This window comes from Opitutia bacterium, assembly GCA_016217545.1.
Taxonomy (GTDB): domain Bacteria; phylum Verrucomicrobiota; class Verrucomicrobiia; order Opitutales; family Opitutaceae; genus Didemnitutus.
Genome location: JACRHT010000017.1, coordinates 1 through 13,113 on the forward strand (window position 1 = coordinate 1; position 13,113 = coordinate 13,113).

General features: G+C 68.3%; 7 protein-coding genes. 1 reads left to right on the plus strand and 6 read right to left on the minus strand.

What is annotated here, in order from left to right; genetic code table 11:
* Window positions 1–138: 138 nt before the first annotated feature.
* Window positions 139–2,361: an MFS transporter gene (locus HZA32_15900; protein ID MBI5425562.1), complete on the minus strand. Its 2,223-nt coding sequence runs from the start codon at window positions 2,359–2,361 to the stop codon at window positions 139–141.
* A gap of 177 nt (window positions 2,362–2,538) precedes the next feature.
* Window positions 2,539–4,431: a gamma-glutamyltransferase gene (locus HZA32_15905; protein MBI5425563.1), complete on the minus strand. Its 1,893-nt coding sequence runs from the start codon at window positions 4,429–4,431 to the stop codon at window positions 2,539–2,541.
* A 134-nt stretch (window positions 4,432–4,565) separates the two neighbouring features.
* On the opposite strand from HZA32_15905, the gene HZA32_15910 reads away from it, so the two are divergent.
* A complete protein-coding gene (locus tag HZA32_15910; GenBank protein ID MBI5425564.1) occupies window positions 4,566–4,874 on the plus strand; it encodes a hypothetical protein in 309 nt (102 codons plus the stop codon).
* A gap of 18 nt (window positions 4,875–4,892) precedes the next feature.
* On the opposite strand, the gene HZA32_15915 is transcribed toward HZA32_15910, so the two are convergent.
* From HZA32_15915 to HZA32_15930, 4 genes are all read right to left on the minus strand, one after another.
* Complete coding sequence (locus tag HZA32_15915; GenBank protein ID MBI5425565.1) at window positions 4,893–5,726, minus strand: purine-nucleoside phosphorylase; 834 nt, start codon at window positions 5,724–5,726, stop codon at window positions 4,893–4,895.
* 94 nt (window positions 5,727–5,820) lie between these two features.
* Window positions 5,821–8,673, minus strand: a complete 2,853-nt coding sequence (gene rapA, locus HZA32_15920) for an RNA polymerase-associated protein RapA (GenBank protein MBI5425566.1) — start codon at window positions 8,671–8,673, stop codon at window positions 5,821–5,823.
* A 70-nt stretch (window positions 8,674–8,743) separates the two neighbouring features.
* Complete coding sequence (locus HZA32_15925) at window positions 8,744–10,447, minus strand: nucleoside kinase (protein ID MBI5425567.1); 1,704 nt, start codon at window positions 10,445–10,447, stop codon at window positions 8,744–8,746.
* A gap of 207 nt (window positions 10,448–10,654) precedes the next feature.
* A complete protein-coding gene (locus tag HZA32_15930; GenBank protein ID MBI5425568.1) occupies window positions 10,655–13,102 on the minus strand; it encodes an ABC transporter permease in 2,448 nt (815 codons plus the stop codon).
* Between the last annotated feature and the right edge of the window lie 11 nt (window positions 13,103–13,113).

The following is a 13,113-nucleotide window of genomic DNA, read 5'->3' on the forward strand; positions in this document are numbered from 1 at the left end:
CACATCCCGCCCCCCTTGGCGCCGCCGGGCCGGCGGCGACCACCACGAAGGCTCACCACGGGCGGTAGGGCGGGACCGCTGGGCCCGCCGCGTAGGCGGCATCCCGTTCACGGCGGGCCCAGCGGTCCCGCCCTACCTTCAAACAAGTTTTTCCGCCGCTTCCGCGATCTGCTTATCCGAGATGAGCACGAGATTCGCCGCGGCCGCGAGCGGCACGTAGGTGTCGACGGCGCGCACCGATGCCATCGGTCCGTCGAAGCCACCTTCCGCCAGCGCGGCGACCACCGCATCGGCGATGCCTCCGGCCGTCGCGCGACACTCATCGGCCACAAGCACCCGGCCGCACGCCGCGGCGTGTTTCCGGATCGCGTCGAGCGGCAACGGATTCAGCCAGCGCACATCGAGCACGCGCGCGGCGATCTTCTTCTCCGCGAGCATCCGTGCCGCGCGCAACGAGAGGCGCACGCCGTTGCCGTAGGTGACAATCAAGAGGTCTTTCGCCTTCGGGTGATACGCGCCGACTTCGCCCGGCAGCAGCATCCGCTCCGGTGTCGGATAGTCGAAGAGCCACGCGCCGTCGCCCTCGGCGTGCAGGTCGCGCTCGTGGTAGATCGCGATCGGCTCGACGAAGACCGACACGCGGCCGCAGGCGCGCGCCGTGGCCACGAGGCCGCGCAACATCATCGCCGCGTCGTCGCCGCGCGAGGGCACGCCGACGAGCAAGCCCGGGATGTCGCGCAGCGCGCCGATCGAGTTGTCGTTGTGGAAGTGCCCGCCGAAGCCCTTCTGGTAGGCGAGGCCCTGCACGCGCACGACCATCGGGTTCGAGAACTGCCCGTTGGAAAAATACTGGAGCGAGCACGCCTCGCCGCGCAGCTGGTCGAGCGCGTTGTGGATGTAGGCGAGGTATTGGATCTCCGGGATCGGCAGCAGCCCAGCCGTCGCCGCGCCCTGCGCCGTGCCGAGGATCGTCGTCTCGTCGAGCAGCGTGTCGAAGCAGCGGTGCGGCCCGAACGCCTTCTGCAAGCCCTGGGTCGCGCCGTAGACGCCGCCCTTCCGGCCGACGTCCTCGCCGAACAGGCTAATCTCCGGGAAGCGCAGCATCTCGTCCGTCAGCGCCGCGTTCACGTGCGCGCAGAGCGTGCGCTTCAGCGGAGCGGTTTCCTTCTCAGGCAGCGTGCCGAAATGCTCGAGCCGCACCTCCGGCTGCACCTGCTCGGCGGCGACGGCGCGGATCGCCGCCTCGTCGTAGGGCGCGAGCGGGCGCACGATTTCGGCGACGCTCGTGAGCTTGGGCGCGCGGACGACCTGCGCGGCCGCGGCAGCGATGCGCGCTTCGACGGCTCGCACCATTTCGCGCAACTCCTGGGGCGTCGCCGCGCCGGTCGCGACCAGCATCCGGGCGTTCGCCAACAACGGATCGCGCGCTTCGGTCGCCTCGATCTCGGCGACTGAGTGATAGGAAATCTCCGCGTCCGTGCCCGCGTGGCCCCAGAGCCGGATCGTGTGCAGGTGCAGGAAAAGCGGCTTGCGCGTGCGGCGGCAGGCTTCGATCGCGGCAGCGGCGCGGTCCCAGATCGCGTCCATCGTGCCGTCGAGCTCGACATAGTGCAGGTGCGGCAGCGCGCTGAAGTTGTCGTGGATCCAGTTGGCCGGCGTCTCGACGGAAATGCCGATGCCGTTGTCCTCGCAGAGAAACACGAGCGGCACCTCGCCGCCGCGGCGCACGGCGTAGCGCGCGGAGTTGATGCCCGCGAGCGCCGTGGCATGGTTGGCCGAGGCGTCGCCGAACGAACACAGAACGACCGAGTCCGCCGCGAGACCGTTCTCGACGCCGAGCCGGTGCGCGCGCCGCAGCGCGTAGGCCATGCCGTAGGCCTTCGGCAGGTGCGAGGCGATGGTGCTCGTCTGCGGCGGGACCCAGAGGGATTTGCTGCCCCAAACCTTGTGACGCCCGCCGGAAATCGGGTCATCGGCCGACGCGCAGAACGACCGCACGGTGTCGAGTATGCCGTCGACATCGCCCGCCTGGCGCGAGCGGGCCATCATCAGGCCGCCGGAGCGATAGTGCAGGAAGCACGGATCGGTGAGGCGCAGCAACGCGCCGATGACGGCGTTGTTCTCATGGCCGGCGCTGGAGATCGTGTAGAACGATTGGTTCGTCTTCCGCATCTCGCGCGCGGCGACGTCGAGGAGTCGGCTGGCGAGCTGGTCCTCGAAAACCTCGCGGGCCTGTCGCGCGGTCAGCGTCGTGTGCGCGCCGAGCGGCTCGTCGTCTTCGAGACGAAGGGTGGGCGTCGGGGCGGACGCCAACCAGTTGAGAAAGTTCTCCTGGACGATCTCGACACGGGTCTTGGCCACGGTCGCGCTAGGAAAGCAGTGTCATACCCGAGGGCAATCCCAAGCTGTGCGCGTGCGTTGGCGAGATGTGGGCGGGAGTAGCGGCTACCTTTCGGAAGCGGGAGCGCCCGCGTCCCCGCGGGCCGCTTTCTGCTGCACGCTTCCCTGCGGCCCGTCGGGAGACGGGCCCTCCACACGCTACCACGCGATGCCGTAGTCCTCGCCGAAATCCGATGCGGCGCCTTGGAAGGTGCGGTTCGCCTGGTCGATGTAGATTGCCGTGACCGGGCCGCTCGTGCGCTCGGCGGTCTCGACCTTGTAGCCCATCTTCGTCAGCTCGGCGCGGACCCACGGCGGCGTGTCGGCGCGCACTTGGATGCGGCCCGGCTCGCTGCGATGGTCGCCGAAGGACGACTGCATTTGGTAGCTGTTGAACGCGGCGGCCTCGACGGATTGCTGCACGTTCATGCCGAATTCGACGAAGCTGAGGAAAAACTGCAGGAGGTTCTGGTCCTGCGTGTCGCCGCCTTGCACCGAGAACGCGAGGAGCGGCTTGCCGTCCTTCAGCGCGAGCGAGGGCGTGAGCGTCACGCGCGGGCGCTTGCCGGGCTCGAGCACGTTGAACGGGTTCATCGCCGGATCGAGCACCCAGCTCTGCATGCGCTGCGAGAGGCCGACGCCGGTCTTGCCGGCGACGACCGCGGGAATCCAACCGCCGCTCGGCGTCACGGAGACGACCCAGCCCTCGGCGTCCGCCGCTTGGATCGAGGTCGTGCCCATTTTGAAATATTCGTCATCGGAAAAGATCGGCGGCGTGGACGCCGCGACCTGGAACGACGCGGGCTTGGTCGCGCTCGAGGGCGGCTGCGGCGTCCATTTTTTCAGCAACTCGGCGAAGGGATTCGCGCCGCCTTGAAACGGATACGGGTCGCCCGGATGCGCCTTGGCATCGTTCTTCGCCCAATCGATCGTCTGAAAGCGCGCCTTCGCGTAGTCCTTCGAGAGCAGGCCGCGGACCGGCTCCTCGGGCGGGAAATCGGGATCGCCGTAGTAGAAATCGCGGTCGGCGAACGCGAGGTTCATCGCTTGGTAGACGGTGTGGATGTAGCGCGCGCTGTTGTAGCCCATCGCGCGGAGGTCGGCGTTCTCGAGGATATTGAGCGCCTGCAACAGCGCGGGCCCCTGCGTCCACGTCGTGAGCTTGTAGACCTCGATGCCGCGGTAGTTCGTCGAGACGGGCGGTTCGATTTTCACGCGCCAATTCGCGAGGTCCTCTTTCGTGAAGAGGCCGCCTTGCTCGCGCGTGCTGCGCACGAGTTCGTCGGCGATGTCGCCGCGGTAGAAGCGGTCGTAGGCGGCCATGATGGCGGCCTTGCGGTCCTTGCCCGCGGCGAGCGCGGTCTTCTCGGCGTCGACGAGCTGGCGCAGCATGGCGGCGAGATCCGGCTGGTGGAAAATCTCGCCCGCGCGCGGCGCGGCGCGCTTGGCCGGGTCCTTTTCGTCGAGGTGCGTGAGAAAGACCTGCTTCGAATACGGCCACTTCGTGATTTCGCCGCGGAAGCGCTCGATCTGGTCGGCCGCCTGCTGCTCGATCGGATAGCCGTCGGCCATGGCGATGGCGGGCGCGAGGACATCGGCGAGCGACATCGTGCCGTATTCCGCGAGCATCGTCATCAATCCGCCCGGCGTGCCCGGCGTCACCGCAGCGAGCGGACCGTATTCCGGCGGATACGCGTAGCCGTTTCTCTTGAAGAACTCGACCGTCGCGCCGGTCGGAGCGACGCCGAGCGCGTTGATGCCGATGACCTGCTTAGTATGCGGGTTGTAGATGAGCGCCTGCGTCTCGCCGCCCCAGCCGAGCGTGTCCCACATCGTGCACACGGCGGCGAGCATCGCGCAGGTGGCATCCACGGCGTTGCCGCCCTTGGCGAAGATCATCGCGCCCGCGGTGGCGCCGAGCGGCTTGCCGGTGACGGCGACCCAGTTCCTGCCGTGGAGGATCGGCTTGTTGGTGCGTGCCGCCTGGGCGAAGGAGACAGCGGCGATCGCGATGGCCAGCGCGGTGGCGAGGAGGCGACGAAGGTGACGCATGAAAACGAGGGGTTGAGGCGTGGTTGCGTGCGAGGCCCCACGTTCGCCGGATGCGCTTTGAAGTCAACCAGCCGCCCTCAGCGCGGCCGCGTTCGCCCTTGAGCGGACGGACGCGTTGCGCCATCAATGCCCGCGTGAAGACGCGCCTGTTTACCCTCGTCGTTCTCGCGACCGTCCTGGCCGGCTGCCAGGAGCCCCAAGCCGCCCGCTCGCCTGCGACCCAGCGCACCTCCGCCGAAGCCGCTCGCTGGATGGACCGACGTGCCGCCCAATACGAGCAGATGGGCCTGAAGAAAGGCGACGCCGCCGCGAAGGCCTCGCAGGATTGGCAGAACCTCGGCAACTCGGTCGAGAGCTACACCCTCTACGACTCGGCGGCGAAACAACGCGCCGAACAGGCGAAGTTCGAGGACGATCTCTCGAAATCGAAGAAGAACAACTGAGCGCGGCGCGAACCGCGTTCAGAGTTCCTTCACCGCCGCGATCACGAGCTTCTCGAAGGCCGCCGCGCCGCGCGCCGCGTTCTCGAGCGTGTGCGCGTGCGTGAGGTGCTCGTCGGAGAGGCCGGCGCCCATGTTCGTGATGCACGACACGCCCGCGACCTTCAGCCCGCAGTGCCGCGCGATGAGGCAATCGGGCACGCTGGACATGCCGACCGCGTCGCCGCCCCACCCTTGCGCCATGCGGATTTCCGCCGGCGTCTCGAACGACGGACCGCGGAACGCCACGTAAACGCCTTCGTGCAACGTCACGCCCTCGCGTTGCGCGACGGCCTTGATCTTCGCGCGCAGGCCCGGGTCCCACGCATCGCTGACCGGAAAGAAACGCGGGCCAAACGCGTCGTCGTTCGGTCCGGTGAGCGGGTTGAGTCCGAGGAAATTGATGTGGTCCGTGATCAGCATCAGCTGGCTCACGCCGATGTGTGAACGCAGGCTGCCGGCGGCGTTGGAGAGGAAGAGCGTTTCGACGCCCGCGGCTTTCACGGCGCGGATCATGGTCTTCAGCGGATACGCGTCGGTGGTCTCGTAGAAATGCTTGCGGCCGTTCAACACGATCACGGGCACGCCATCGAGCTTGCCGACGATCAACTGCCCCGCGTGGCCCGCGACGGTGAGAATCGGGAAGCCGGGCAGGTCGCGATACGCGATCACGACCGCGTCCTGCACTTTCGCCGCGAGGCCGCCGAGACCGGAGCCGAGAATGAGGGCGATCTTCGGCGCGAGTGAGCCGCAGGCGGCGGCAATCTTCGCGGCGGACTGGCGGACGTTTTCGACGTGCTGTTGCTGTTCGGTCATGCGCGCAACCTAACGAAATCCGGACGCCGGGCGGAAGCCTGCATTTGCCGCGCCCCCGGGCCACTCCGGGCGCGCCGCCCGCGAACGAGGCGCGTCAGTCGCGCGGATGCACCAGAACCAGCCGCAGCGAATCCAGCCGCAATCGCGCGGCGGCGATCGCCGCGCGCACGTGCTCGAGTTGCGAGCCGATCAGCGCGATCTCCTCCGGACGGACGTGGTCGTTCAACTTCTGTAGGTCGACCAAGCGCTGCCGCTCCGCGTTCAGCACCGACTCCGCGCATCCCGCCGCCGCACGGCGCAGCTCCGCGGCGCGCGTCTCGGCTTCGCCGCCGGCCGCCGCCACGAGTTTCTTCAGCACGGCGGCGTTGAAGCCCGGTTGCTCGAGGAAACGGTGCAGGTCGCCGTCCTCGAAGGCATCCGCGATGTCCTCCGCCGCGTGCTCCTCGGTCAAATCGTCGCCGCGCACATCCACGACCACGCGCAACGGCTGCGGCGCGAGGAAGCGGTCCACGCCCCAGCGCGCCTCCGCGACGGGCTCGAGCACGTAAACCGCCTCGACGAGGAGATTCGGCGCGTCGCCCGCCATCGTGCCGAACGCCGTCGTGCCCGCGGGGGAATCCACCAGCAGGTCGCTGGTGTCGCGCAGCAACGCGTGGTCGGCCGAGAGAAACGCGATGTCCTCGCGCGACAGCGCCCGCTTGCGGTCGAACGTCGCGAGCAAGCCGTCCGCCGGAATGGCGGGAAAGCTCTCCACGTAGGCATGGCTCGCATCGAACGTGACCTCGACTCCCTCGTGCTCCTTCACCGTGACGCCGAAGTGATCGAGCAGATCCAGGAGCAGCGTGCGCACGGAGCGATCCGCCTCGGCCGCCCGGATCGCGTCGAGCACGCGCGCCGCCGCCGCGGCGTTGAAGGAATTCAACTCGAGCAAACGGTCGCGCCCCTTCTCCATGCGCTCCGCCCGCTCGCGGCGAAACGCCTGCGTCTCCGCCACGAGCGCCGCGAGTTCCTCCTCCCTCGCCGCCGGCCGCGTCGCGAAACCGGTCGCGAGCGTGAGCAGCGGAACGCGAAACGCCTCCTGGAAATCCGTGCCGCCGTGCAGCGGCGCCTCGAACGCGTCGAGCCCCGCGTGATACCACTCGACCACCGGCTCCTGCGCGCTGCCGCGCACAAACGGCACATGCACACGGATCGTCTCGGTCTGGCCGATGCGGTCGAGACGACCGATGCGCTGCTCGACGAGGCCGGGGTTCAGCGGGAGATCGAAGAGCACGAGATGATGCGCGAACTGGAAATTGCGACCCTCGCTGCCGATCTCGGAGCAAAGCAGCAGCTGCGCGCCATCGGGCTCGGCGAACCACGCCGCCTGGCGGTCGCGCTGCACCAGCGGCAGGCCCTCGTGAAACTGCCCGACCTTGAACGCCGCCTTTTCCTGCAACGCCGCTTCGATCGCCGCGACTTTGCGTGCCGAGCGGCAGATCAGGAGCACCTTCGCCGGTTTCAGTCCGGAGAGGAATTCCGTGAGCCAAGCGATGCGCGGGTCGTCGCGAAACGAGTAGCGGATCGCCGCCTCGCCACCGGTTTCCTCCGCCTCGAGTTCGCGCGCGATGCGCGCGAGCAACGCCGCGTTTTCGGTCGCGTCGAGCGGCACGGGACAGAATTGCCGGCGCGGAAAACCGCTCATGCTCGCCCGCGTATTGCGGAAAACGACACGCCCCGTCCCGTGTTGGTCGAGCAGCGTGCGCAACAGCGCCTCGCGCGCGCCCGTCCGCCTGGCGGCGAGCGCCGCCAAATGCTCTTCGACCCGCGCCGGATCGCGCGTGAAGAGCCGGCGCAGCGCGGCCTGGTCCTTCGCCGTCAGCACGCGCTCGCCGACGATCTTGTCGGCGATCGCCGCAACGGCGGTGAACTTGCCGGCCTCGGCCGCGAACGGCGCGAAATCCGTGTAGCGCGCCGGATCGAGCAGGCGCAGGCGCGCAAAATGCCCGGCGAGCCCGAGCTGCGTCGGCGTCGCGGTCAGCAGCAGCAGGCCCGGCGTGCGCGCGGCGAGTTGCTCCACGAGTTGATAGCCAGCGCTCGCCGCCTCCGGCGTCCACTCAAGATGGTGCGCCTCGTCGACGATCAGCAGATCCCATCCCGCCGCCACCGCCTGCTCCCGCCGCGTCTCGCTGGTCGCCAAAAAATCGGTGCTCGCGAGCGCGAGTTGCGCCGAGAGGAACGGATTCTGGCCGGGCTCGCTGCGCTCGCACTCGGTGCAGCGCGCTTCGTCGTAGATGCTGAACCACAGATTGAACCGCCGCAACAGTTCGACGAACCACTGGTGCGTCAGCGACTCGGGCACGAGCACCAGCGCGCGGCGCACTTGTCCAACGGCCAGCAGGCGCTGCAAAATCAGCCCCGCCTCGATCGTCTTGCCGAGGCCGACCTCGTCGGCGAGCAGGACGCGGGGCAACCGGCGCGACGCCACCTCCTGCAAAATGTAGAACTGGTGCGGGATCAGGTCGACGCGCGCCCCGAGGAACCCGCGCACCTCCGACTGCCGCCACGCCGCCTGCCAGCGCAACGTGCGCAACCGCAGGTCGAAAACCTCGCCCGGCTCGGCCTGTCCTGCGAGCAGGCGCTCCGGCGGACGGCTGACACTGGTGACGTCCGACACCTCGTCCTCGCGCACGCTGCGTCCCTCGCCCGCGTAAGTGAGCAGGCCGTCTTGCTCCGTGACCCCCTCGACCGTGAAGCGTGCGCCGGCGCGCGTCGCGACGACCTCGCCGGCGCGGAACTGCACTCGTTTCAGGACTGGCGTGTTCAGCGCGTAGAGGCGGCGCTCGCCGGCGGCGGGGAAGTCGACCGCGATCCGCTTGGCGGCGCGATCGACCTGCGCGACGATGCCGAGCCCGAGTTCGGGCTCGCGTTCACTGAGGCAGCGTTGACCGGCGACGGAAAGCGACATGCCGCCATGAGGCGCGAGTCGCGCGCCATTTCAAAAACAATTTCCCGTCCCTCCGCGGCGACGACGCGCCTCAACCGCCCCAGGCCTTGAAATCCTTCAGGCAGGAACCGCCGAGGAATTCGCGCAGGATCGAGTTCTCTGGCACCTGATCCGCCTCGATCGGGGCGAACCATTGGAGCAGGGACAGGAGACGCAGGGCCTCCACGTGTTCCGGCGTGCCGTAGGGCACCTGGCGGAGCAGCGGCTCGGCGATCGGTCGCAAGGCGGCAAGTTCGTAGACGAGCGCGGAATTGAACATCGCGTCGGCGTTTTCCTGGTGCGGAAAAATGTGCAGCTTCTCGCCGCGTCGCACCGATTCCCAACGCGAGAGCGTGTCGATGGCGGAGTAGCCGCGATCACGGGCATCGCGGACGATGCGACGGATGAGGCGCGTGTCGGTGGTCGAGAGGCGGTTGTGCCGGTCGAGGCTGAGCTGGGTAAGCGCGGAGGCGTAGATCTTGAAGGCCTGCGCGGCGAGCGCGGGCGGGACGAGGCGCGGATTCAGCCCGTGAATGCCCTCGAGGATCACAATCTGGCCCGGACGGAGCCGGACGGTTTCGCCCGGTTCCTGGCGGCCGAGGTGGAAGTTGTAGCGCGGCAGCTGCACCTCGCGTCCCTCGAGCAGGTGGCCGAGATGTTCGCCGAGCTGGTCGAGCTTGAGCGCGTCGATGGTTTCGAAATCGAACTTCCCTTCGGCATCGCGCGGCGTGCGCTCCCGCTCCATGAAGTAATTGTCCATCTCGAGCGCGAACGGCGACAGGCCGCGCGCGAGCAGCTGCACCGCGAGGCGACGGGAAAAAGTGGTCTTGCCCGAGGACGAAGGCCCCGAGATCAGCACGACCCGCGCGCGATCGCCCCGCTCGGCGATCTGCTGCGCGATGGCGGCGATGTGCTGCTCGTGCAGCGCCTCGGAAACGAGCATGATCTCGCGCGTGCGCCGGGCCTTGATCGCGTCGACGAGGGCGCCGACATCGCCGATGCCGAGGCGGTGGAGCCAGTCGCCGTATTGGCGGAAGGCGGAGAGGAGCTTGGGCGATTGCACGAGCGCGGTCGGCTGCTTCGGCGCGTGCTGCCGCGGATAGAGCAACGCGAGCCCATCGTTGGTCGCGACCAGGTCGAACCACTCCAAGTAACCGGTCGAGGGCACCATGTAGCCGTGATGGTAGTCCACGTAGCCGTCGACTTGGTAGAGATCGATGCGCGGCCGCGTGCGATGCCGCAGGAGGCGGACCTTGTCGGTGTCGCCGCGCGCCTCGAAGAGCTGAATCGCCTCGGCCACGGGAACCTGGCGGTTCTCGAACGGCAGGTTCTGCGCCACGAGCAGCCGCATTTCGTCGCGCAAACGCGCGAGTTCATCGGCGGTCAACGGCTCGCGTCCGTGCACCTGGCAATAGTAGCCGCCCGACGACAGCGCATGGTCGACGCGGAGCGTGGCCCCGGGGAACTGCCGCCGAAACGCCGTGGAGAGCAGGAACGTGAGCGAGCGCCGGTAAATGCGCGCGCCGTCGGCATCGGTCATCGCGACGGGGCGGACGTGCGCCTCGAGTTCGAGCCGGTAGGTCAACTCGTGCAGCTCGCCGTTGACGATCGCGCCGACGATTCGCGACGGCCACACCGCCTGCAACGGCTGGAGGAGCTTTTCGAGGGACGCACCGCGCGCGCCGCGAAGACTGCGCCCGTCGGGCAGATGGAGGTCAACCACCTCGCTTTTGGAAACAAAACAGGTCTCGGACATGGGGAATGAAGGGGCTTCGACAGCGGCCGGCCGCGCCAATGCACAGCTCAGCAAGGAGATATCGGCGCAAACCCGCCCCCGCTTCAAAGTAAAAACCGCCGGCTGTCCGCGCGCCGTGGGCGCCGCGTCGACATCCGCGTTGTCTACCCAGCCGCATCGGCTGCGCAACGCGGCCGCTTTGCCCTCCCATGCGGAGGCTCGCGCGGCTCAATCGTCGCGCAGGGCGTCGATCGGCGACACGCGCGATGCGCGGTGCGACGGCAGGAAGGTCGCCGCGAAGACGACGAGCAGCAGGACAACCGCCGTCCCGCCGAACACACCCCAATGCAGCGACTCGACGCCGAAGAGCTGGCTCTTCATCGCCCGCCCGACGCCCCACGCGCCCACGAGCCCGAGCGCCGTGCCGGCGAAAAGCAACTTGGCGCCGAGACCGAGGAATTGCCCGAGCACCTGCTGCGGCTGCGCGCCGAGCGCCATCCGCACGCCGATCTCGCGACGACGTTGGTTCACCGCGTAGGCGAGCACGCCGTAGGTGCCGATGGCAGCGAGGATGAGCGCCACCGCGGCGAAGATGGCGGCGAGCACGGCCGGCGAGCGCCGGACGACGACGGACTCGTCGACCCACGCCTGCATGGACTTGATGTCGTTCACCGGCAACGCCGCGTCGATCGACAGCACGGTCTTCTGCAGCATCGGCGCCAAGGTGGCGGCCGGCAGCGTGCTGCGGATCACGACGGAGAAATTCATCGCCGCGTAGTGCTGATAAGGGAAATAGATCGCGCCCTGCGCGGCGGTCTCGGCGAGGTTCGTCTGCTTCACGCTGCCGACGACGCCGACGATCGTGAACGCTTCCTTCTCCTCGAACGTCGGACCGTTTACCAGCCGGTGGCCCAGCGCGCTCTGGCCCGGCCAGTAGCGACGAGCGAAGTCCTCATCCACGACGCACACGCGCTGCTCGCGATGGTTGTCCGCATCTTCGAGGAGTCTTCCGTCGCGCAGCGGGATATTCAGCGCCCGCCAGTAGTCGCCGACGCCGCTCGACGTGTAGTGCGCGCGGATCGTGTCGCCGGGCTTGAGTTCAATGCCCTCGATGGCAATGGCGTTGTTGTTGGTGTCGCCAGTCATCGGAAGATTCGTGCTCAAGCCGACGGCGGTCACCCCGGGCTGCGCACGCAGCTCGGTCAGCAAGCGCTCCACGAAGGCCAGCCGCGGCTTCGTTTCGGGGTAATTTTTCCACGGCAGCGCGATTTGGCCGGTGAGCACCTGGTCGGGGTTGAAACCCGGCTTCGTCGCCAACACGCGTTGGAGGCTGACCCCGAGCAATCCCGCGCCGGCGAGCAGCACGTAGGCGAGACCGACCTGGGTGACGATGAACGCGTGACGCAGCCGCTGCGTCGAGCGCGTGACCGTGCCGCCACGACTCTCGGCCTGCAGCACCGGCGCGAGGCGCGTATGGGAATTGAACCAAATGACTGGCAGCGCCAGCGCGAGGCCCACCACCACCGAGCCGGCGAGCGCGGCGAAGGCGACGCGAGCATCGAAGGCGACCGTTGCACCGAGCGGGAGCTGATCGGTGCCGAGCGAGGCGAGCAGTTGCACGCCGGCCGCGCCGATCGCGAGTCCGAGCAAGCCGCCGATCAGGGCCAGCAGCACCGTCTCCAACACCACGCCGTTCGCGATGTCGCGGCGACTCGCGCCGAGCGCCTGCCGCACGGCGATTTCCTTGGCGCGTCCGCTCGCGCGGATGAGGAGCAAGTTGACGAGGTTGACCCCACCGATGAGTAGCAGGAAAAGCACGCCGCCCTGCAGCATCAGCAGCACCGGACGCACCTCGCGCACGTGGTCGGCATGAAGCGAGAAGACCTTCGTGGTGAAGCCGGCGCCCTTGATCAGGTGCGCGAACGGGTCGTCCTTGATCTGCTCGGCGTTGAACGCGTCGATCTGCGCCTGCGCGGTCGCGAGCGTGGCTCCCGGCGCGAGACGCGCGATGAGCATGAAATTGTTCGAGTGCCGGCGGTCCGGCTTGCGATCCTCGGGGTTCGAGGCGGCGGGAATGAAGAACTGCGCCTTCTCGGAAAGGTAACGGAAGCCGGGCGGCAGCACGCCGATGATGGTGACCGGCTGGCTGTCGACCGTGAACGTCTTGCCGAGCACCGCGGGATCGGCGTTGAAGTGCGCGCGCCAGTAGCCGTCGGTGAGGATGGCGACATTGGCCGCCTTGTAGAACATTTCCTCCTCGGTGAACGTGCGGCCCATCGCGAGCGGCACGCCGAGGGTGGCAAAAAATTCGGGCGACACGCGCGCGCGGTCCACCCGTTGCGGCGAACCGGCTTCGCCCACCGTGGCGCTGCCGCCTTGAATGATGGCGGTGGAAGCGAACGCCTTGATGGCGGCCTTGCGGTCGTAGTAGTTCGGGAGCGAGGCCCCCGCCCGCTCGACGCCGGCGCCGGGATAGGCGTTCACGGCAACGATCAGCCGGTCCGGCTCGGGAAACGGCAGGGCGCGGACCAGCACCGCATCCACGACCGCGAAGATCGCGACATTGGCGCCGATGCAGAGCGTGAGCGTCAGGACGACCGTAGCGGTGAAGCCGCGCTCGCGGGCGAGCCGACGGAGGGTTTGACGGACGACGTTGGCCGAAAACAGTGAACTCACGCTTCCACAAC